Annotated in this window: 23 protein-coding genes; 5 read left to right on the top strand and 18 right to left on the bottom strand. The window is 44.9% G+C overall.

The window, feature by feature from the left end; genetic code table 11:
• Positions 1-5: 5 nt before the first annotated feature.
• The 4 genes from CEF21_RS18905 to CEF21_RS18915 all read right to left on the bottom strand — a co-directional run bounded on the left by CEF21_RS18905 (position 6) and on the right by CEF21_RS18915 (position 2,563).
• On the bottom strand, positions 6-323 hold the full coding sequence (locus CEF21_RS18905; RefSeq protein WP_123919055.1) for a YuiB family protein: 318 nt from the start codon (positions 321-323) through the stop codon (positions 6-8).
• Between the two features lie 86 nt (positions 324-409).
• The gene (locus CEF21_RS21420) at positions 410-529 is read right to left on the bottom strand and encodes a YuiA family protein (protein ID WP_164462246.1); all 120 of its coding nucleotides are present in this window, start codon (positions 527-529) and stop codon (positions 410-412) included.
• A 149-nt stretch (positions 530-678) separates the two neighbouring features.
• Entirely contained in the window at positions 679-1,161 is a 483-nt protein-coding gene (locus CEF21_RS18910) for an NUDIX domain-containing protein (protein WP_123919057.1), read from the bottom strand.
• A 184-nt stretch (positions 1,162-1,345) separates the two neighbouring features.
• Positions 1,346-2,563 (bottom strand): NAD(P)/FAD-dependent oxidoreductase, encoded by a 1,218-nt coding sequence (locus CEF21_RS18915; protein WP_481747685.1) that lies wholly within the window; start codon positions 2,561-2,563, stop codon positions 1,346-1,348.
• Positions 2,564-2,994: 431 nt separating this feature from the next.
• On the opposite strand from CEF21_RS18915, the gene yumC reads away from it, so the two are divergent.
• Positions 2,995-3,990: a ferredoxin--NADP reductase 2 gene (gene yumC, locus CEF21_RS18920; RefSeq protein WP_123920409.1), complete on the top strand. Its 996-nt coding sequence runs from the start codon at positions 2,995-2,997 to the stop codon at positions 3,988-3,990.
• A 35-nt stretch (positions 3,991-4,025) separates the two neighbouring features.
• On the opposite strand, the gene CEF21_RS18925 is transcribed toward yumC, so the two are convergent.
• The 5 genes from CEF21_RS18925 to CEF21_RS18945 all read right to left on the bottom strand — a co-directional run bounded on the left by CEF21_RS18925 (position 4,026) and on the right by CEF21_RS18945 (position 7,516).
• Positions 4,026-4,298, bottom strand: coding sequence for a hypothetical protein (locus CEF21_RS18925; protein ID WP_123919061.1), 273 nt, complete (start codon positions 4,296-4,298; stop codon positions 4,026-4,028).
• A gap of 28 nt (positions 4,299-4,326) precedes the next feature.
• Complete coding sequence (locus CEF21_RS18930; RefSeq protein ID WP_123919063.1) at positions 4,327-5,739, bottom strand: radical SAM protein; 1,413 nt, start codon at positions 5,737-5,739, stop codon at positions 4,327-4,329.
• Entirely contained in the window at positions 5,732-6,478 is a 747-nt protein-coding gene (locus CEF21_RS18935; RefSeq protein WP_123919065.1) for a prolipoprotein diacylglyceryl transferase, read from the bottom strand. Before CEF21_RS18935 ends, CEF21_RS18930 begins: the two co-directional genes overlap by 8 nt.
• Before the next feature lie 341 nt (positions 6,479-6,819).
• Positions 6,820-7,182, bottom strand: a complete 363-nt coding sequence (locus CEF21_RS21425) for a hypothetical protein (protein WP_164462247.1) — start codon at positions 7,180-7,182, stop codon at positions 6,820-6,822.
• Positions 7,154-7,516 carry a hypothetical protein gene (locus CEF21_RS18945; protein ID WP_123919069.1) on the bottom strand — a complete coding sequence of 121 codons (363 nt, stop codon included), beginning with the start codon at positions 7,514-7,516 and terminating at the stop codon, positions 7,154-7,156. The genes CEF21_RS21425 and CEF21_RS18945 overlap by 29 nt, the downstream gene beginning before the upstream one ends.
• A gap of 308 nt (positions 7,517-7,824) precedes the next feature.
• Here CEF21_RS18945 and CEF21_RS18950 point away from each other — a divergent pair, with 308 nt between their 5' ends.
• Complete coding sequence (locus CEF21_RS18950; protein WP_123919071.1) at positions 7,825-8,394, top strand: transposase; 570 nt, start codon at positions 7,825-7,827, stop codon at positions 8,392-8,394.
• Between the two features lie 120 nt (positions 8,395-8,514).
• Here CEF21_RS18950 and CEF21_RS18955 read toward each other — a convergent pair whose 3' ends face one another.
• Positions 8,515-8,877: a HesB/IscA family protein gene (locus tag CEF21_RS18955; RefSeq protein WP_123919074.1), complete on the bottom strand. Its 363-nt coding sequence runs from the start codon at positions 8,875-8,877 to the stop codon at positions 8,515-8,517.
• A gap of 72 nt (positions 8,878-8,949) precedes the next feature.
• Complete coding sequence (gene dapF / locus CEF21_RS18960) at positions 8,950-9,807, bottom strand: diaminopimelate epimerase (RefSeq protein ID WP_123919076.1); 858 nt, start codon at positions 9,805-9,807, stop codon at positions 8,950-8,952.
• Positions 9,808-10,026: 219 nt separating this feature from the next.
• Between dapF and CEF21_RS18965 the strand changes: the two genes are divergently transcribed.
• The gene (locus CEF21_RS18965) at positions 10,027-10,725 is read left to right on the top strand and encodes a DUF2225 domain-containing protein (RefSeq protein ID WP_123919078.1); all 699 of its coding nucleotides are present in this window, start codon (positions 10,027-10,029) and stop codon (positions 10,723-10,725) included.
• A 36-nt stretch (positions 10,726-10,761) separates the two neighbouring features.
• On the opposite strand, the gene CEF21_RS18970 is transcribed toward CEF21_RS18965, so the two are convergent.
• Positions 10,762-10,998, bottom strand: a complete 237-nt coding sequence (locus tag CEF21_RS18970) for a YuzB family protein (protein WP_123919080.1) — start codon at positions 10,996-10,998, stop codon at positions 10,762-10,764.
• A gap of 303 nt (positions 10,999-11,301) precedes the next feature.
• Between CEF21_RS18970 and CEF21_RS18975 the strand changes: the two genes are divergently transcribed.
• Positions 11,302-12,369: an NAD(P)/FAD-dependent oxidoreductase gene (locus CEF21_RS18975; protein WP_123919082.1), complete on the top strand. Its 1,068-nt coding sequence runs from the start codon at positions 11,302-11,304 to the stop codon at positions 12,367-12,369.
• 155 nt (positions 12,370-12,524) lie between these two features.
• Here CEF21_RS18975 and CEF21_RS18980 read toward each other — a convergent pair whose 3' ends face one another.
• Positions 12,525-12,764: a hypothetical protein gene (locus tag CEF21_RS18980; protein ID WP_123919084.1), complete on the bottom strand. Its 240-nt coding sequence runs from the start codon at positions 12,762-12,764 to the stop codon at positions 12,525-12,527.
• Between the two features lie 119 nt (positions 12,765-12,883).
• Positions 12,884-13,198: a YuzD family protein gene (locus CEF21_RS18985; RefSeq protein ID WP_123919086.1), complete on the bottom strand. Its 315-nt coding sequence runs from the start codon at positions 13,196-13,198 to the stop codon at positions 12,884-12,886.
• A gap of 204 nt (positions 13,199-13,402) precedes the next feature.
• On the opposite strand from CEF21_RS18985, the gene CEF21_RS18990 reads away from it, so the two are divergent.
• The gene (locus tag CEF21_RS18990) at positions 13,403-13,636 is read left to right on the top strand and encodes a NifU family protein (RefSeq protein ID WP_123919089.1); all 234 of its coding nucleotides are present in this window, start codon (positions 13,403-13,405) and stop codon (positions 13,634-13,636) included.
• A gap of 99 nt (positions 13,637-13,735) precedes the next feature.
• Here the strand turns inward: CEF21_RS18990 and CEF21_RS18995 are convergent, their stop codons facing one another.
• The 4 genes from CEF21_RS18995 to CEF21_RS19010 form a co-directional block, all read right to left on the bottom strand.
• Positions 13,736-15,694 carry a S9 family peptidase gene (locus CEF21_RS18995; RefSeq protein ID WP_123919092.1) on the bottom strand — a complete coding sequence of 653 codons (1,959 nt, stop codon included), beginning with the start codon at positions 15,692-15,694 and terminating at the stop codon, positions 13,736-13,738.
• 426 nt (positions 15,695-16,120) lie between these two features.
• A complete protein-coding gene (thrB, locus tag CEF21_RS19000) occupies positions 16,121-17,050 on the bottom strand; it encodes a homoserine kinase (protein ID WP_123919095.1) in 930 nt (309 codons plus the stop codon).
• Positions 17,047-18,108: a threonine synthase gene (gene thrC, locus CEF21_RS19005; protein WP_123919097.1), complete on the bottom strand. Its 1,062-nt coding sequence runs from the start codon at positions 18,106-18,108 to the stop codon at positions 17,047-17,049. The genes thrB and thrC overlap by 4 nt, the downstream gene beginning before the upstream one ends.
• Complete coding sequence (locus CEF21_RS19010) at positions 18,105-19,403, bottom strand: homoserine dehydrogenase (protein WP_164462248.1); 1,299 nt, start codon at positions 19,401-19,403, stop codon at positions 18,105-18,107. Before CEF21_RS19010 ends, thrC begins: the two co-directional genes overlap by 4 nt.
• Positions 19,404-19,592 lie beyond the last annotated feature (189 nt).

Here is a 19,592-nt window from a genome sequence, read left to right on the forward strand (position 1 = left end):
AAGCTTCAGAACATCTGATATCCTTTTTTTCTTAATGCCTGTATGACAAATCCTGAACAGACCGCACCTGCAAGACCGCTTGCTAAAATGGTAATATCCACACCTTGAAGCGAGACGACCTTCTTTAAAAGTGCCGGAAAAGATTCTCCCGGTGCACTGAAATAAGAGGCGGCAGTTCCATCATCAATAATCAAAATACAAACGATCGGATAAATGACCGCCATGATCCATGACATTCTGAGCAGCATATTCAAGATAAATCCAATGCCAAAGAACAAGACAAAAAATAAGACAATGGAAATAATAAATACCGGCAATATCATATCTAAAACACCTCCAATACACCAATTTCAGTGTACTGAAAGCGCATTAGATACGTCAATATGAATTTCCCTGAATTTTCTATATTTCAAGACTTTTTTCCAGTTCCATTGCAGCAATCACATGTTTCTGTACCGCCAAGAAGCAACTGAAAATAACCTTTGCCTGAGCAATATGGACACTCTCTTTTTTCAGCTTTCAATGTCATCTGTGATCTCCCCTTTATGATCTGTTGTTAATTAAGATATCAGGTATCTTGTCAACAATAAAGGCAGATAAGATGACAAAAGAGCCAATGAAAGCGAATACATCAGGCTTAAACTCTTATTTTCTTTAATTTTCTTATTTTTTTGAAAATTATAAAAATAAGTTATATGCGGAGTAGTTAAATTGCTCCCCCGGATCAAGCTGGTCATATAACGTTAATTTAGGATCCATATCTTTGTCACCCAATGCGGTAATCAGCAAGGATGAGTCCGGATCAGCTTTTAACTGTTCATAAGGAATAAATGCCGCCTCAAAGAGCTCTTCTTCCTGAATCCGGATCACACTGCTTGCTGCTTTTAGCTTAAAAATAAGCATATTATCACTGACCTGGCCTTTTATAACGCCAGATCTCACCCCAACAATTCCATTGAGGACCGCCTTAATTCCCGTTTCTTCATATATTTCTCTGATTACTGCCTGATCAACTGTCTCATTTCCATCCACAAATCCAGCCGGCAGGGACCATTTGCCCTTCAGACCGCCATATTTCTTTTTTACAACAAGCCACCTATTTGATTCATCGGTTACAATCCCCGCAGCTGCCAGCCAGACATTTCCCCGTTTACTTGTCATGATGCCACTCCTCTACCTGTCATTCCATCAAATAATATAATGCTTTTATTATGTACCCAAAAATAAGAAAAGGCAAAAGCTATAAGCTTTTGCCTTTCCTTACTTATTGGTTCTGTTAAACTTTGCTGCTGATTTCCGCATCAAATGTTATAAATCAACAGCATGCTTTAACGCAGACTGCTTATTAAAAGAACTTGAATTTTCCTTTTTTCATGACCATACCAGGTCCGCCCACCATGTATAGTGCACGGTTATCGATCATCTTTTTCATGAATGATGCTTTCGTTCCAACAAGCTTTTTGCCGAAAACAGTTCCTACTGCATCATCTTCACCAAGAGAAGCAACTGTACCTTTAATGTCAGCTTTAAAGCCTTCCATTTCTCCCTGGCCTTTGATTAATACGGATAGGTTTTTCGCACAAGTCTCTCCCTGCTGCATCGCAATTTGTGCAGTTGGAGGGTATGGACGATTGATTTCTTCATTGATAATCAATGAGCAATCTCCAATGATGAATACATCTTTGTGGCCAGGTGCAAGAAGATCAGGAGTAACTTTAACGCGTCCGCGCATGTTCTCGAATCCAGCTTCTTCTACAACGCTGTTTCCGCGAACCCCTGCAGCCCATACAACTGTACCAGCTTTGATTTCTTCCATATGGTCATCTTTAGCAACGACGATTCCATCTTCCGTACATTCTTTAATCGCAGTACCGATTTTGAATTCTACACCTTTGCGCTCAAGATGGTTAACTGCATACTCAACAAGTTCCGGATCAAATCCTGGAAGAGCCGTCGGAGCAGCTTCCACACAGATGATGCGGACTTTCTTAGGATCAATATCATATTCGCGGCAAAGCTTCGGCACACGGTTGGAAAGTTCTCCAAGGAACTCGATACCTGTGAATCCGGCTCCACCGACAACAATTGTCAAACGGTCATCCTGCTTCACTTCTTCAGTCTGATACGTTGCGAACTGAAGTTCAATATGCTCACGCAATTGACGTGCAGCATTAATGTTCGTAATTCCGAAAGCATATTCCTTCAAGCCTTGAATTCCGAAGGTTTCCGGCTGAGATCCTAGAGATACAACAAGATAGTCATACTCAAGCTCGCCTTTTTCAAGAACGATTTTCTTTTCATCCGGCTTGATTGCTGTTACTGTATCCTGTACGAAGTTCACACGGCTGCTGATTACATCTTTAATTTGGTAACGGCATTTATCGTGATGAAGCGTACCGGCTGAAGCTTCATGCAGCCAAGTTGTTTCATAATGGTAATCGTTTTTGTTAACAAGCGTAATATCCGCATCGTTAACCCCTACTAATTTTGAAAGACGGTTAACTGTAATTAAACCGCCATAACCTGCACCTAAAACCACTACTTTTGGTTTTCTCAAGACGATCACATCACCTTTACTTAATTTGTCGGTAAAAGAACAAAAATGATACCTGTGTATATTTTCTGCTCTTTTCACCATTTTATTTTGTTTTTTGCCAAAAACTTTGTGAAATCCTTCACTATCTAGTGCGCAAAAAAATAAATCACCGAAAAAAAAATGGTTCACAAAAAATTAACAATTATGCCTATTACCCATATTAATCCTTTGTGAAGTGTTTTTCAAGCAATAATTAGCCTAAATCATCTGTTGCGAAAATTCAGAAAATAAGGTAGGATACTAAATTAAACTGCCCGCATCCCGCCCGATTTGCTCCATGAAAAAGCCGCTCTGATGCCGCTTAAGGAAAAACTTACCGTTTTTTATTGGAAGATGAGCTTCGAAAAGAAATATGATATGATATCAGTAAGAATAGTTATCATTTAGGGGGTTATATGGTGAAAGAAGATACAAAGGTTTATGACATAACCATTATAGGAGGAGGTCCTGTAGGACTGTTCACCGCTTTTTACGGAGGGATGAGACAAGCTAGTGTAAAGATCATCGAAAGTCTCCCTCAGCTCGGCGGTCAGCTATCTGCCCTCTATCCTGAAAAATACATATATGATGTAGCCGGTTTTCCAAAGGTACGTGCTCAAGAGTTAATCAATAACCTGAAAGAGCAAATGGCTATGTTTAATCCGGCAGTTGCCCTGGAACAGGCTGTAGAAGAAGTAGAGAAACAAGCGGACGGCGTATTCAAGCTGACCACCAACTCTGAAGTCCACTACACCAAAACGATTATCATTACGGCAGGAAATGGTGCATTCCAGCCCCGCCGCATTGAACTTGAAAATGCTGCACAATATGAAGGCAAAAACATGCACTATTTCATTGATGACCTGAATTCATTTGCGGGTAAGCGTGTCATGATCTGCGGAGGCGGAGATTCGGCTCTGGACTGGGCCCTCATGCTCGAGCCTATTGCGGAGAAAGTTACTCTTGTTCACCGCCGCGACAAATTCCGTGCCCACGAACACAGCGTTGAGCAGCTGATGAATTCAAAAGTAGAAGTCATGACACCATTTATTCCTGAGGAAATTATCGGCGAAGACCGCATCGAACAAGTCGTCCTTCAGGAAGTAAAAGGCGAGCGCAAAGAAGTCATCGACATTGATGACTTAATCGTCAACTTCGGATTCGTTTCATCTCTGGGACCAATCAAAAACTGGGATTTAAATATCGAAAAGAATAATATTGTGGTGAATTCAAAAATGGAAACAAACATCGAAGGCATCTACGCAGCCGGAGATATCTGTACGTATGACGGAAAAGTGAAGCTGATTGCCAGCGGATTCGGAGAAGCGCCGACTGCTGTCAATAACGCAAAAGCTTACATGGATCCTAAAGCGCGTGTACAGCCGCTTCACAGCACCAGTTTGTTTGAGAAATAAAAGATAAGGCCGGTCATGAGACTGGCCTCATTTTTTTACCCCATTTGTAAAAAAACAAATCCAAAACAAGCCGCCACAAGCAAAATGATGACTCCCGCTGCAATCAGCAGACCTTGCCCCACACGATTGTACCCGGCTCCAAAACTGACAAAAAGGGCGATTACGTGCAGAATGGGCCCTAAATATAAATTTTGAAATCCCATAATCGCAACAATATAGAAGAAAAAACTTAAGAAAAATCCTATCCCCGCATTATCCAGGACGCCTCTCTTCTTCTCTCCGCCCTTATGCTGATTTTCTTCACTCATAATCAGTCACCCCTATTAAAAAATCACCTCATAGCCTGACTCCCGTTTCAATCTCAGCCTGTATCTCTTTTAGCAATTGCTCCTTGTCATCCCTATAAAACAAATTGTATGTATCAAAAGGAATAATTCTCCCATCAGGATGCGCAATATGAACACAAGATTTCTTAACCGACCTGACATCAAAATCATATGCATCCAAAAATTGCATGATAATCACCCTGAAAACATTGTCATAACCGATCTGTCCGGGAAGCACGACCTTAGGCAGGCAGCACAGCAAATCTTTCAGTGACAGAGCAGTCGACTGAGGCGAATGATTTAAAGAAAACAATTTGTAAATCATATTCCGGATATTCTCATCCTGCTCAAACACAATCGTATTGCTCTCTCCCTGAAGCAAAATATCCGGATCAATCATCCCGGTAAGCGGTGTTACTTTTCCATTCAGCTTTAGCGCATATCCCATGGCCAGGGAATCCGGGTGGCACGGTACCGGAATAATATCCTCCTGATTAAACACTTCCGACTGATCAATTATCTGCCTGCGTACCTCACTGAGCGTCAGTCTGTCCGTTTCAGGGTTATACTGTTCCAGTCTTCCGGCAGCCTGAATTGGCTGAAACGTAACGCCCCTGACACAGCGCTGCTCAAGCCCATACTGAATCACCTTACCGATTTCATGATCATTCAGGCCCTTCTTCAGCGTCACCACCAAAGTCGTCGAAAGATTCCATGCATTCAAATGCTCAATGGCCTTCCGCCTTGTTTCCCTTAAATCCACCCCTCTTAGTTCCAAAAGAGCTTCTTCTTCAAAGCTGTCAAACTGAAGGTAAATTTCGAAACCAGGTGCATAGGAGGCAAGCCTCTCCGCAAAAGACGGATCATTCGCAATCCGCAGCCCATTTGTATTCAGCATAATGTGCTTAATCGGTTTGGATTTCACTAAATCCAAGATATCAAAAAACTGAGGATGAATCGTCGGTTCTCCGCCGCTGATCTGAACGATGTCAGGCTCCCGCTCATTTTTAATGATTGCATCCAGCATAAACTCGATCTCTTCCATAGAGCGAAAGCGCCCCTTATCAGGACCTGATTCCGCATAGCAAATCGGACACTTCAAATTGCACCGCTCCGTCACCTCAAGCACCGTCAAACAGCTGTGCTGCTCATGATCCGGACAAAGCCCGCAGTCATACGGACATCCATACTTAATCGGCGTATTCCAGCGATACGGCATTTCCGAAGGCTTTATAAATTCGCGGCACTTTTTGTAATACTCCACATCCGTTGAAATCAGCACTTTCTCCCGTCCATGCTTCATACAATGCTTCACCAGATACACCTTTTCATCTTGAATAATGACCTTTGCCTCTACTTTTCTTAAACATGTAGAACAAATACTGTTCGTCAAATCATAAAATAAATACGGCCTGTTAGGCATGAAACATTCCCCTCTCCGTCTGCGCCGATTTTCTCCTCATCAAGTTCGCATAATAAAGCATCCCGAAAAGACAAGCCCATTGCACATTGTTCATCATCAAAAACAAATCTGGCGTCGGTTTAATAAAATCAATCAAAAACCGGAATAGAAAGTACGAAAACATAAACACCTGAAAATAAAAACCTTCCCAATATCCGCCCCTCTTTTTTAAGGACCCATGCACACTAAGCAAAAGCAGCAAAAAAGCAATCTCATAAAGAGCCGTCGGATGGCGCCTGACCCCATCTCCCAAATCCATCCCTGTGATCCAAGACGTTTCCATTCCAAAAGTATGATCCTCCACCCCAGTCAGAAAGCAGCCAATCCGGCCAATCATCATCCCAACAATGAGAGGAAGAACAAAATCATCACCAGTCGAGGACTTCCATCCCACCAGCTTCTTTGTCAGCTCTACACCAATCAGTCCACCTATAAGCGCTCCCACGATCGTCTTCCCCTGTAAAAGGTATACAGGGTCATTCCAATGCTGGACAGTCGCTCCCGGGTCCTCCAGCCAATATAAAATTTTTGATCCGGCAGCAGCCCCCAAAACCACTCCCACTACAATCCACATCCCCGTATCCTTCGTCATCTCACTAGGACGCTTCGTCCAAAGATAAACCCGAAATCCGATAAAATATGCCAGACTCTCAAGGAGGAAATGAGGGTGAAGCCCAAATATGTATACCGGAAAATCCATAACGCCCTCCTTTGGATGATTCTGGTTTTATTATACTAGGTTTTATTGGTTAATTTGGTATTTTTTATAAAATAAGAGAAAGGCCGGGGGGTGATTCGGGACATCGCAGGATTTACTGGGGGTTTGGGGTATTGGAATATTTGGGGCGTTTCCGGACATCACCGGGTTTCCTGTGTCTTCCCGGACATCACAGGGTTGCGGCGGCCTTCCAGGACATTGTTCCTGGACATCCCAGGGTTGCGGCGGCCTTCCCGGACATCGCTGGGTTTCGCCGCCCTTCCCGGACATTGTTCCCGGACATCACCAGGTTTTGGGGCCTTCCCGGACATTGTTCCCGGACATCAAACGGTTTCGGGGCCTTCCCGGACATTGTTCCCGGACATCACCGGGTTGCGGCGGCCTTCCCGGACATTGTTCCCGGACATCACCGGGTTGCGGCGGCCTTCCCGGACATTGTTCCCGGACATCGCACGGTTTCGGCGGGCTTCCCGGACATTGTTCCCGGACATCACCGGGTTGCGGCGGCCTTCCCGGACATTGTTCCCGGACATCACCAGGTTTTGGGGCCTTCCCGGACATTGTTCCCGGACATCACACGGTTTCGGCGGCCTTCCCGGACATTGTTCCCGCACATCACACGGTTGCGGCGGGCTTCCCGGACATTGTTCCCGGACATCACCTGGTTTTGGGGCCTTCCCGGACATTGTTCCCGGACATCACAGGGTTGCGGCGGCCTTCCCGGACATTGTTCCCGGACATCACCGGGTTTCGGCGGCCTTCCCGGACATTGTTCCCGGACATCACAGGGTTGCGGCGGCCTTCCCGGACATTGTTCCCGGACATCACGGGGTTGCGGCGGCCTTCCCGGACATTGTTCCCGGACATCACCGGGTTGCGGCGGCCTTCCCGGACATTGTTCCCGGACATCACACGGTTTCGGGGCCTTCCCGGACATTGTTCCCGGACATCACAGGGTTTCGGCGGCCTTCCCGGACATTGTTCCCGGACATCACACGGTTTCGGGGCCTTCCCGGACATTGTTCCCGGGCATCACCTGGTTTTTGGGCCTTCCCAGACATTGTTCCCGCACATCACACGGATGCGGGGCCTTCCCGGACATTGTTCCCGGACATCAAACGGTTTCGGGGCCTTCCCGGACATTGTTCCCGGACATCACAGGGTTGCGGCGGCCTTCCCGGACATTGTTCCCGGACATCACAATGATTCCAGAGCGTTCCCTGCCATCGTTATGTTTCTAAGTTCGTTCAATTTTAATCGAAGCCGGGAAGGAGTTATCTTATTTTTGTAGAATTGTTGATGAGAATAATGCAGAAAGGTGGAGTTTTATGCCAAGAGCAAGAAATTGGAGTCAGTATAAGGATGGGACCTATCATATTATTTCAAGAGCTATTAGAAAATGGTCATTGTTTGAGGACTACCGTGATAAGGATCGCTATCTGACCATTTTGGAGGAAACTCAGCAGAAATATCCGTTCAAACTACATGCGTTTTGCTTAATGAAAAACCACGTTCATCTCCTCATTGAAGTAATGGATCACCAGCCAAATGTTATCATGAAGCAGATTAATTTCCGATATGCCCGGTACTTCAATTTCCGGCATAAGCACAAGGGGCATCTATTTGAAGGAAGGTATTTTGCTGAACCGATTAGTACCGTCTCTAAATTTTTAAACACTTCCCGATATATCCACTTAAATCCTTATAAAGCGCTGGCTGTTAAGCAGGCAGAAGATTATAAATGGAGCAGCTATCCTTATCTAGTAAAGAACCTTGTATGCCCCATCCTTTATAAAAACAAAACTCTAAGTCATTTTTCTCCTCCTTATGAAGAAAACTTCAAGCATTTCACAGAAGAATTAAAATGGCAGGATAAAGAAGAACTGCCTTCACTATGATCTCCCCATCCATTCCTTCCTCTTATCAGAAAACCTGCAAAGTGACCCTCCAACTTAAACACACTTTGAATCTTCCCATAAAAAAACCTTCTCATGTTCATGAGAAGGGAAAGTATTTGTTCAGCACTCTTCCGGAGTACCCTTATTCGTCGCGGTGACAAACGATGATCCGCAGCCGCAGCTTGCGATGGCGTTCGGGTTATCGATGGTGAACCCTCCGCCCATTAAGGATTGTTTGAAGTCGATGACTGTGCCCTTTAATGCCGGCGCGCTGTCTTTATCAATCAGAACAGGGATTCCGTAGAATTCAAGTTCTGTGTCGCCTTCTTGTTTTTCGTGGTCAAATCCCATGCCGTAGGAAAGGCCGCTGCAGCCTCCTCCTTTGATTCCGACGCGAAGGTAGGCATTTTCTTCTTCGTGTTCTTTCATCATATCTTTTATTTGAAAGGATGCTGCTTCTGTAATTGTGATAATGTCAGCCATGTGATCACTCCTTTGTAAAAGTGGCTATGGTTTCAGTATACATGGTCCGTCCGTTTCACTCAAATACCTGGTTCAGCGGATGTAGTAGGTGCCTTCTGCGATGACTTCTGCAGGGCCGGTCATGAGGACACTTCCGTGTTCTGTCCAGTTAATAATCAGATCCCCTCCTGCCAGGTGAACGGTTATGTCTTCTCCTCTCGGGGATTTGCCGTTTAGTACAGAAGCGACGGCAGCAGCGCATGCCCCGGTTCCGCATGCTTGTGTGATGCCGGATCCTCTTTCCCATACACGGAAGTTTAACTCTTTTTCCGTTAAAACCTCGATGAATTCTACGTTGATTCCATCATGGAATCTTGGATCTTTTTCAACGATGGGCCCGAGTGTTGTTAAAGGGGCTTTTTCTATATCTTCTATATAAAAAATGATATGAGGATTTCCCATGGAAAGTGCAGTAATTTCGTATTCGGTTCCCTGGAATTCCATTTGTTCCGCAATCGTTGTCTGTCCGGGATTTCCATCCATTGGAATATCCTTTTTGAACAGCCGCGGCTCCCCCATATCTATGGTAACTGCCTGTACTGTATTGTTTTCAACTTGGACTTTTGCTTCGACTAGTCCGGACAGGGTTTCAATTTTAAAAACCGGGTCTTTGACAAGCTGATGCTCGTATGCGTATTTTGCTACACACCTCAAGCCGTTTCCGCAGTTGAGCGCTTCCGATCCGTCATTATTAAAAATCCTCATTTTTACAGGGGCTTTTTCAGAAGGACAAATAAGGATCATCCCATCTGACCCTATTCCTGTAAAAGGATTGGCCACCTCTTTTGCAATTCGCGGAAGTTCGCCTTCTTTTAGACTTTCTTCAAACATATTTACATAGATATAATTATTCCCCAGACCATGCATCTTCGTGAATTTAAAGGTATTCATCCTGCAGCCTCCAAAAAAAAATGATTTCTATAAGTATAAAGTGTGCAAAGGCGGTCCACAATAGAAATATCCCCCGTTTGAATAGAACGTAAGAACTCCTTGCACATATGTAAGGAGTTTTTATTTTGTTCTTTTCTTATTCTCCTGTACATTTCATTTATAGATCGAATTTAATGGTATAATAGAACCATTAATTATCACCGATTTGGAGGAAGAGGAATGGAAACTCCATATTTATATGATAAAAATACTACGTGTACTCTTTGCAGTTTCCAGATTCGGACGAAAAAACTGCGTTCTTCTTTTATCAGAATCGATTACAGCGAATCAGACTTTTATTCTAAATACAAAGGGGATCACTGCAATCCGCTTTTATATTATGTTACCGTCTGCCCAAATTGCGGCTATTCTTTTTCCGATGAATTTACTCCTCGCTTGAGCGCGCCTGCCAGAAATCAGCTCATCAAGTACATTTGGGAGAAATGGTCAAAAAAGGATTATTGTCAGGAACGCACCCCCGAGATGGCCATCTCCGCTTATAAATTGGCGATTTACTGTGCAGGGCTGAAGAGCGAAAAGCATTCGGTAAAGGCCGGCCTGCACCACCGGCTTGCCTGGATGTACCGGGATGCAGAAAATAAGGAAGAGGAGCTCAGATTTTTAAAGCTTGCACTTGAGGAGTATTTGCAGTCTTATATGAAGGAAGATTATCTAGGAAGCAAACTGACGGAGATGAAGGTGCTGTATTTAATAGGAGAGCTTAGCCGGAGAACCGGTAAGGAAAACCAGGCCGTGCGTTATTTTTCCAGAATGATTGAAAACCAGAGCGTGACAAAGGAAAAGGGAATAATTGAAATGGCCAAAGACCGCTGGCAGGAAATGAGAGAGGAACGGGCTAAACAAAAGCTATTGATGTAAAAAGGATGACCATTTTTATACGGTCATCCCTTTTTATTAAAACATCGGGTTCTCTTCCAGATGCTGATAAATATTTTCAACGAGTTCGTCCGGAGTTTCTCCAGAAACCGCTTCTCCATTTACAAGTGCGTACATGGATTCAAAGCACTTTCCGCAATATCCAAGACAGCCGTATTCCACAATATCCAAATTCGGATCTTTTTCGAGTATTTCGAGTGCTCGCTGTGATCCGTTTGCCAGATTGCTTATGCAGAATTCAATGATCGGCTTCATCCTATCACCTCTCTAATTCTTTTTTATCCTACCCTTTTTCGATAAAAATCGTCAACGTTTATCGCTTATCCCCTTCCAAAAGCTCTGCTCATTTTGTTACAATTAACTTAACACATTTGTGTAATAAGGTTGTACTATTCAATGCTTTTACATATTAAGTGGATATTTTGAAGACATATATTGTGATTTTACAGCAAATTCGATATACTTTTTAGTGGCATTTTGAAAAGGTTTTCTTAAATTTTATCAGTTTAGAATACTATTTTTTTATTAATTCCCGTGGGGAGAAGGGGAAATCCGCATATGAAAAATCTAGTCATTCTTGGCGGCGGGTACGGGGGAATGAGAATTCTTCAAAGACTGCTTCCAAATAACCTTCCAAATGATGTTCAAATCACCCTGGTTGATAAAAATCCCTACCACTGCCTGAAAACGGAATATTACGCACTGGCAGCGGGAACGATTTCCGATCACCACATCCGGGTTGATTTTCCGGAACATGAAAAGCTGACACACAAGTATGGGGAAGTCGCTTCCATTAACCGGGACGGAAAAGAGATTGTTTTTACGAATGGGGAAACACTTGGATATGATGATCTTGTAGTGGGTCTTGGCTGTGAAGATAAGTATCACGCTGTGCCGGGTGCACAGGAATATTCCTACAGCATTCAAACGATTGACCAGTCCCGCAAAACGTATCGCGAGGTAAATGACCTGCCGGCAGGTGCAATTGTTTCCATAGTCGGTGCTGGATTAAGCGGCGTGGAACTTGCCAGTGAGCTTCGGGAAAGCCGCAAAGATTTAAAGATTAAATTGTTTGACCGGGGCGCTACCATTCTCTCTATGTTTCCTGAGCGGCTTAGCCGTTACGTGCAGAGCTGGTTTGAGGACCATGGAGTAGAGATTATCAACGGAGCGAACATAACGAAGGTTGAGCCGAATATCGTTTACAATCATGATGAACCTGTTCATAGTGATGTCATTGTCTGGACGGCTGGGATTCAGCCGAGTAAGATAGTCCGCGAAATGGATGTTGAAAAGGATACCCAAGGCCGGGTCGTGCTGACTCCGCAGCATTACCTTCCAAATGACAAGAGTGTTTTTGTGGTTGGAGATTGCGCCTCACTTCCGTATGCTCCAAGCGCTCAGCTTGCCGAAGCACAGGCTGAACAGATTGTTGTTGTTTTATTGAAACGGTGGAAAAATGAGCCGGAACCGGAATCATTCCCGCAGTTTAAGCTTAAAGGCATACTGGGATCTCTGGGCAAAAAGCACGGTTTCGGTCTGTTAAATGAGAAGCCGCTTATGGGCCGGGTACCGAGGCTTCTTAAATCGGGAATTTTATGGATGTACAAGTTTCATAGAGGATAAGGTTTGGGGCGGGAGTTCACTACCGCCTTTTTTATATGGGCTGATTGCTGCGGAGCAGACACAGAACTCTTTGCCTTCCCCTTGTAAAACAAAAAAAAGCACTCTTAACCAGAGTACTTCCTCAAGCTTCTATTCTGCTGCGAAGGAAGTACTGATTACATGCTCATCCATGTGTACTTCTTTATCGCTTTGCTGACTGCTTTTGATTTAGATGGATCTGCGGAACTTGTCTGAAAGATACCGCTATCGTCAGCTACGTATACTCTGTAGAGTAGCTTGCCTTTTCCATCCATTTCGAAATGAATGTCAATCATACAGTTGGTGTCATTAATTTTATACTCATACATGTGGTTTTTAATCACAGCATGTTTTTTGATGGTGCTTACCTTATTCATCCTATAGCCCCCTTTAGGAAACTATATCACGAAATAGGTCATTGTACTTAATATTTTTTCTAAATTAAGGTGTTTTCCTGATCATATTTTCCTCGTTCAACTAAACCTTAAGGCCTTCTTTAGGCGCCCTGCACCAATCCAAGTTTTTCGAGTTCTTCGCATATGGTTTTAAGGCGGGGGCTGCCTTCCCCGACAACTTTTCCATTCAGCACAACAAGAGGATAAAAGTATTCGTCATTGCGGACTTTTTCAGCGATCTCTTCTCTTTCCCCTTCCAGATTCGGAGCATCAATGTCTATATAATCCACATGAATGGGATGATTGGGAAATTTTCTTGCCAGTGCGGCACTCAGCCATTCCTGGGTTTCTTTTGATGATGGCATATTTACACAGCTTGGACACAATCTTTCAGCACCGTATACTTCAATGTTCATAATTTTCACCCTCCGCAGTCCGTTCTTTATTCCATTGTATTCGAACCAGGCTGTTTTTGCATTTGTTTTTAATGGGCATCATTTGCCGTATGTTTATCACAGCAAATATGGTACAATGGGAGAAAATATGGATATTTTCAAGTCTTGGCATTCGATTTTATTGTAGTGCCGGAATATAATAATAGCAGGAAGGAGACGATTGCTATGGAAGAAAATCAAAGAGAACAAGTACAGGAAGTACTAGATAAATTGCGACCTTTTTTACTTCGCGACGGCGGAGACTGTGAACTGGTGGATGTGGAGGACGGAATTGTAAAACTTCGTCTTTTAGGAGCTTGCGGAAGCTGCCCAAGTTCAACCATTACGCTTAAAGCCGGGATCGAGCGCGCTTTGCTTGAGGAAGTACCGGGAGTAGTGGAAGTAGAACAAGTATTTTAATGATACAGGAGCCCCCGGTTTTCACCGGAGGCTCTTTTTTTTGGCTGACTCCGAAAGCCCCGGTCGTTTTTCTGAACAGAGCTGTTCGCAGCAAAACCCTTACATATACTCGTTAAACCATTGGCGAATCGCATTCATTCTTTCAGCTCTCAGGAAAGGATGGCCGCTTCTGGACAGTTCATGATTTTGGTCGGGGAAACGGAGAAATTTGACAGTCTTTCCTTTCCTCTTCAGAACCATATAAAGCTGTTCTGCCTGTTCAATCGGGCATCTGTAGTCCTTTTCGCTGTGAAGGATAAGAAGCGGCGTTTCGATTTCATCCGCATATTTCAGCGGTGAGTGGTCCCAAAGCTTCATGGCGTCCTCCGGCATGGTTCCGCCTACTTCCCATTCTGTGAAGAAGGTGCCAATATCACTGACTCCGTAAAAGCTGAGCCAGTTGCTGATGGAGCGCTGGGTTACAGCTGCTTTAAACCGGTTTGTATGGCCGACCATCCAGTTTGTCATAAACCCGCCGTAGCTTCCTCCTGTTACACCAATTCTTTCCTCATCTATGAATGGATATTGTGCGATTGCCGCATCGACGGCACTCATTAAATCCTTATAATCACTTCCGCCATAATCACCCCGGTTGAGATTTGCAAAATCCTGTCCATACCCGTGGCTTCCTCTCGGGTTTACGTACAGAACGGCATACCCATCCGACGCGAGGACCTGGAATTCATGGAAATAAGTATTCGCATACATCATATGCGGCCCCCCATGAATTTCAAGGATTAAAGGGTACTTTTTCCCGTCCTCCATGGCGGCAGGCTTCATCAGCCACCCATGAATGGTCCAGCCATCTTCTGCTTCTGTTTCAATCGGTTCTGGTTCCGAAACCGTCACCTCTTCCAGCCAGCTCTGATTCAGTCGCGTAAGCTGATGGATCTCACCCGTCTGAAAGTTTACTTCGAACAGTTCAGATGGGGATACAGGAGTGCTGATGGAAAGAATTCCCCAGTGCTCTGATGGATGCATCGTTAAGCCATGGACATGCTCAGACTCCAATCGGACAGGATACATGAGTCCCTCAACAGATCCGTAATAGACACCTGTGCTTCCCCGGTCTGATACAAGCAGATAAAAGCCTTGTGAATCTGCTGTCCATTGGATTGATGGAGAAACGGCTCCATACAGAGAGTCGCTGACAGCCGCATCTCCTGCGTACATATCCCATTCAGCTGTCAGACATTGCAGTCTCTCAGTCTCCATTTCATAGATCCAAAGCTTTTGAAGGGTGGCGCTTTTATAATCTTTCTCATGTCCGAAGAATGCGAGAAAACGGCCGTCCGGAGAAAACTGCGGTTTGGAAAATTGCCCTTTTCCTGCTGTAAGGTTCTTCTCTTCCGCGGATTCTTTATTGATTAAAAGGACGTCTGAAACCAGTCCTTTTCCGGGTGATTCCGGAGGATAATGGATGCAGGCTATGTATTCACCTGATAACGCCGGACTTTCAGCACCGCCTTCACACGTTACCAGTTCTTTTGTTTCATTTGTCTTAAGATCAAGGAGAAAAAGCCTGCTTTTTCGGTTGCGTATAAATCCGTCCCGGTCTGATTTGTACTGCATTTCTGTTACTTCAAGCACTGCCGGCTGATCTGGTTTTTCCTTTGGAATATGCAGGGATTCGCCAGCCTGTAAATAAGATTGAAAGAGCAGCTGATCCTCGTTCACCCACACAGGATTCGCTGCCCCATGACCGGAAGAGGTGAGCTGTTTCGCCTCGCCCCCTCCAGACTTCATCAAATAAATCTGGGGGACGCCTGAACGGTCCGACACAAAGGCAAGATTTCCCGCTGGCGACCAGCGCGGTGTATGATTTTTACTTTCTCCAAATGTCCATTGTTCCACCGTATCATTTTGTCTGCTGATCACATGCAGGTGTGAATGGTATGTATAAGACGTTGCGTTAATGAAAGATTCTGTAAAAACAATCTGCTGGCCATCCGGTGATATACGCGGATCGGCCGGGATTTTTATATGATATAAATCGTTTGCGTCTATTTTCCTTTTCATATGCTGAACACTCCTCCTATCCCTATTATACTTAATTCGGCCACCGAGGTAATTTCCCTTTAATCTTTTAGCTCTTTTAGAGTTGTTCCGTTGCAGGCGCCCGCTTATCCTGCGGCGGGTTGTGAGCCTGCCATCCGCTTTGCGACTGCAGGGTCTAATCTGTACGCTCTAAGCAGGAGCCTCGCATTCTGCTCCAAGCAACAGGTATTAAAAAGCACCACCATGCATCAACTAGCCTTTTAATTTGGTGTTTTGCGCACGTGCAAAGGATACTCCCATCCTCTCCTTCTTCCCGCTTCTTCCGCCTAAGTGTCGTCCTTCCGGTTCAATCAGCTTGACTTGAAATTCAAACAAAAACAGGGAAACGCTTAGTATGCGTCTCCCTGTTTGAAATAAATAAGCCTTTTCAGATCGTCCCTTTTCCCATCATATACTCCCGGAATGATTATAGCTGGAAAACCGTTCGACTGTGCTGCCCTCGGCCGGAACATATAAAAGGTCAACTTGACAAGCTGTAAATTGGATACGGAGCCGTTCAGCAATCCTTGATCCGTCCCCTTGTTTTGCAAAACAGATAACAGCAGGGCCTGCTCCGCTCAGGGCTGTGCCGTATGCTCCGGCTTCCCTTGCAGCAGCTGCAACAAGTTCTAATTCTGGAGTCAGCGCGCCCCTATAAGGCTGGTGAAGGAGATCTTTCTCCATCATCTGTCCCGCCAGCGGCCAATTTGCTGTCATGAGGGCCGCAACTAGCATATTCCCAACAGCCCCTGCTTCTACGGCTGTTTTAAATGGCAATAACCCCGGCAGTACCTCTCTTGCATCCTTCGTAAAGATTTTATAAGAAGGGATGACGACTACCGGTTCCAATTTAAAATCAGGAACGCGGACAATATGGGTTTCATCTTTTTGATGGAGTCCAATAACCAGTCCCCCGTATACAGAGGCTCCAGCATTGTCAGGATGATCCTCTTCAAGACTCGCAAGCCTCGCCTTTTCCATCAATGTAAGAGAGAGGCCGCCTAATGCATCTGCAAGCTCCACTCCTGCCACAATAGCAGCAGCACTGCTCCCAAGTCCTCTTGCAACAGGAATGTCACTCCACACTTTTACATGACAGGGCGGAAGAACTGCGCCATATTTTGAAGCTGTCCGCACGGCAACCTGATAAATCAGATTCTCTTTTCCCTCCGGCAAACCGGCTGTCTCAGGACTTTCGGATTCAAAAAACCAGAAGTCTGACGGAGAAACAGTTAGAATAAGATACCGGCTGAGCGCCATGCCGATGGAGTCAAAACCCGGTCCAAGATTGGCCGTGCTGCCCGGAACTTTTATCTTCAGCATCTCCCCCTCTTTCATACCGGATGTACTCCTTCAAGACGCTCTAAAATGCTCATTTCATCGTTTGGCAGAAGGATTGGTTTCAATTCATTATAGTCAATGGCTGTATTCGGATCTTTGAGTCCATTTCCTGTCAGGACAGAAACGATTCGGATCCCTCCCGGAAGGTCCCCGTTCCGCAGCTGTTTAATGACTCCGGCAATGGAAGCGCAAGAGGCAGGCTCTGCAAAAATCCCTTCTTTTCGGGCAATCAGCTTATAAGCCTCAATAATTTCGTCATCGGTTACCTCATCTATTTTTCCGCCTGACTGCTTTGCAGCCTTAACAGCCAGTTCCCAGCTTGCCGGATTCCCGATTCGAATGGCTGTCGCAATGGTTTCGGGCTGATGAATAATCTGATTGCGCACGATAGCCGCTGACCCTTCCGCCTCAAATCCTCTCATTTGCGGCAATCCGGTTTGTTTTGCCTCGTGGTACTCGGTGAACCCTTTCCAATAGGCGGAGATATTGCCGGCATTGCCTACCGGAATCGATAATACATCCGGTGCGCTTCCAAGTGCATCACACACTTCAAAAGCAGCTGTCTTCTGGCCCTCCAGCCTGTAAGGGTTCACAGAGTTTACTAACGTAATAGGGAGCTTCGCACATACACTCCGCACCATTCTGAGCGCATCGTCAAAATTGCCGGCAATGGAGTATATTTCTGCTCCATACATGACTGCCTGCGCAAGTTTGCCAAATGCAATCTTCCCGTCAGGAATGACAACGATGCATTTCATTCCCGCTCTTGCCGCATAAGCAGCAGCCGCTGCGGATGTATTTCCTGTGGACGCACACATGATCACACGGCTTCCTTCTTCTTTCGCTTTCGCTGCAGCCATCACCATTCCCCGGTCTTTAAATGAGCCTGTCGGATTCGTTCCCTCCGTCTTCACATACCAGTCAACTCCAAACTCTTCGGACAGATTAGACAGGCGGATAAGCGGCGTGTTCCCCTCATTTAGGGAAAGAAAAGGTGTACGGTCATTAATCGGCAGGTACTCCTTATATTCCTTCAGCAGTCCGCCCCAGCTCATGCTCCGCCATTCCCTTCGACCCTGTATGTGCTTTTCACTTCGGAAACCACTTCCATGTGATCCAGCCTGTTCATAATTTCAGCAAAATCCTTTTGGGATGCGTGGTGTGTTACAATGACAATTTCCGCAAGTTCACTATTTTTAAGGGGCAGCTGGAGAATTTTCTCGAAGCTGACTCCGCGTTCTGAGAAAAGCCCTGTAATTTTTGCCAGCGCTCCTACCTGATCTTTCACATGGATACGGAGAAAATGCTGGGCAAAAATCTCCTCATCCAGCTTCAATTGTTTCTCGTATTGGGGGGCAACGGCACTTCGTCCGTTCACGCCAAGCCTCATATTTTTCATTACCCCAACTAAATCTGACACCACCGCAGTTGCTGTAGGCAAACTTCCTGCACCGGGACCGTAAAACATCGTTTCTCCCACCGCTTCTCCATATACATACACAGCGTTGTATTCATCGTTTACAGCAGCCAGGGGATGATGGTCAGGAAGCAGGGTCGGCTCGACGCTCACTTCAATTTTATTGTTGTGCCTGTGGGCAATTCCGATAAGCTTCATTGTATAGCCGAGCCTTTTGCTGTAATTGATGTCATCGTCTGAAATCGCTGAAATTCCCCGTACTTGAACATCTTTTAAGTCCACATTCATGGAAAAACCAAGGCGGGCGAGGATTGCCATTTTCCTTGCTGCATCCAGTCCTTCAACATCCGCAGTCGGGTCAGATTCAGCGTATCCCAAATCCTGCGCTTCTTTCAGCACTTCAGCATACGGACTGCCGTATTTGCTCATTTTCGTTAAAATAAAGTTCGTTGTTCCATTCACAATTCCCATCATTTTAGTAATCCGGTCAGAAGCTAGTCCATCTACAAGACTTCTGAGAATCGGGATACCGCCGGCTACACTTGCCTCATAAAATAAATCACAGCCATTTTTGGTTGCAGCCGCAAGCAGTTCAGAACCATATAAAGCCATTAAATCTTTATTGGCAGTCACAATCTGTTTCTTTTCGTTTAAAGCAGCAAGTAAGTATTCTTTAGTCTGTTCAATTCCGCCCATCACTTCTATTAATACATCCACCTCTTGATCATGGATCACTTCATAAGGATCTGTTGTCAGCAGGGATGAATCCACATCAATCATCCGCTGTTTATCTTTTTCGCGGACAAGTACTTTCCTGACTTCAACCGGACAGCCCACAAGATGGTTTAATTTGTCCTGGTGCTCGCGGATGATTTTTACGACCCCGCTCCCTACCGTGCCTAATCCAAGCAGTCCTACCTGTATTGCTTTCATCAGTGGTCTCCCCCTTCTGCAAACACAAATGTACTCCCTAAAAATACATTTGTACTTATGTAATAGACATTTGATATATAGTTGCATTATAAATCCCGTCATATTATTTTACAAGGCTGAATTTTCTGCTAAATTATCCTGTAAACGCTTTCTCTTAAGAGCAGCATGGAAACATTCTATATTAAAAAT

The sequence above is a fragment of the Bacillus sp. FJAT-42376 genome (genome assembly GCF_003816055.1).
Classification (GTDB): Bacteria; Bacillota; Bacilli; order Bacillales; family Bacillaceae; genus Metabacillus_B.

What these genes read in the sequence shown, in the direction of transcription:
- CEF21_RS18905 (WP_123919055.1), bottom strand. Translation starts at nt 323, where the DNA reads ATGATATTGCCGGTATTTATTATTTCCATTGTCTTATTTTTTGTCTTG.
- CEF21_RS21420 (WP_164462246.1), bottom strand. Translation starts at nt 529, where the DNA reads ATGACATTGAAAGCTGAAAAAAGAGAGTGTCCATATTGCTCAGGCAAA.
- CEF21_RS18910 (WP_123919057.1), bottom strand. Translation starts at nt 1,161, where the DNA reads ATGACAAGTAAACGGGGAAATGTCTGGCTGGCAGCTGCGGGGATTGTA.
- CEF21_RS18925 (WP_123919061.1), bottom strand. Translation starts at nt 4,298, where the DNA reads ATGAGTGAAGAAAATCAGCATAAGGGCGGAGAGAAGAAGAGAGGCGTC.
- CEF21_RS18930 (WP_123919063.1), bottom strand. Translation starts at nt 5,739, where the DNA reads ATGCCTAACAGGCCGTATTTATTTTATGATTTGACGAACAGTATTTGT.
- CEF21_RS18935 (WP_123919065.1), bottom strand. Translation starts at nt 6,478, where the DNA reads ATGGATTTTCCGGTATACATATTTGGGCTTCACCCTCATTTCCTCCTT.
- CEF21_RS21425 (WP_164462247.1), bottom strand. Translation starts at nt 7,182, where the DNA reads ATGTCCGGGAAGGCCCCAAAACCAGGTGATGTCCGGGAACAATGTCCG.
- CEF21_RS18945 (WP_123919069.1), bottom strand. Translation starts at nt 7,516, where the DNA reads ATGTCCGGGAAGGCCCCGAAACCGTGTGATGTCCGGGAACAATGTCCG.
- CEF21_RS18950 (WP_123919071.1), top strand. Translation starts at nt 7,825, where the DNA reads ATGCCAAGAGCAAGAAATTGGAGTCAGTATAAGGATGGGACCTATCAT.
- CEF21_RS18955 (WP_123919074.1), bottom strand. Translation starts at nt 8,877, where the DNA reads ATGGCTGACATTATCACAATTACAGAAGCAGCATCCTTTCAAATAAAA.
- dapF (WP_123919076.1), bottom strand. Translation starts at nt 9,807, where the DNA reads ATGAATACCTTTAAATTCACGAAGATGCATGGTCTGGGGAATAATTAT.
- CEF21_RS18965 (WP_123919078.1), top strand. Translation starts at nt 10,027, where the DNA reads ATGGAAACTCCATATTTATATGATAAAAATACTACGTGTACTCTTTGC.
- CEF21_RS18970 (WP_123919080.1), bottom strand. Translation starts at nt 10,998, where the DNA reads ATGAAGCCGATCATTGAATTCTGCATAAGCAATCTGGCAAACGGATCA.
- CEF21_RS18975 (WP_123919082.1), top strand. Translation starts at nt 11,302, where the DNA reads ATGAAAAATCTAGTCATTCTTGGCGGCGGGTACGGGGGAATGAGAATT.
- CEF21_RS18980 (WP_123919084.1), bottom strand. Translation starts at nt 12,764, where the DNA reads ATGAATAAGGTAAGCACCATCAAAAAACATGCTGTGATTAAAAACCAC.
- CEF21_RS18985 (WP_123919086.1), bottom strand. Translation starts at nt 13,198, where the DNA reads ATGAACATTGAAGTATACGGTGCTGAAAGATTGTGTCCAAGCTGTGTA.
- CEF21_RS18990 (WP_123919089.1), top strand. Translation starts at nt 13,403, where the DNA reads ATGGAAGAAAATCAAAGAGAACAAGTACAGGAAGTACTAGATAAATTG.
- CEF21_RS18995 (WP_123919092.1), bottom strand. Translation starts at nt 15,694, where the DNA reads ATGAAAAGGAAAATAGACGCAAACGATTTATATCATATAAAAATCCCG.
- thrB (WP_123919095.1), bottom strand. Translation starts at nt 17,050, where the DNA reads ATGAAAGAGGGGGAGATGCTGAAGATAAAAGTTCCGGGCAGCACGGCC.
- thrC (WP_123919097.1), bottom strand. Translation starts at nt 18,108, where the DNA reads ATGAGCTGGGGCGGACTGCTGAAGGAATATAAGGAGTACCTGCCGATT.
- CEF21_RS19010 (WP_164462248.1), bottom strand. Translation starts at nt 19,403, where the DNA reads ATGAAAGCAATACAGGTAGGACTGCTTGGATTAGGCACGGTAGGGAGC.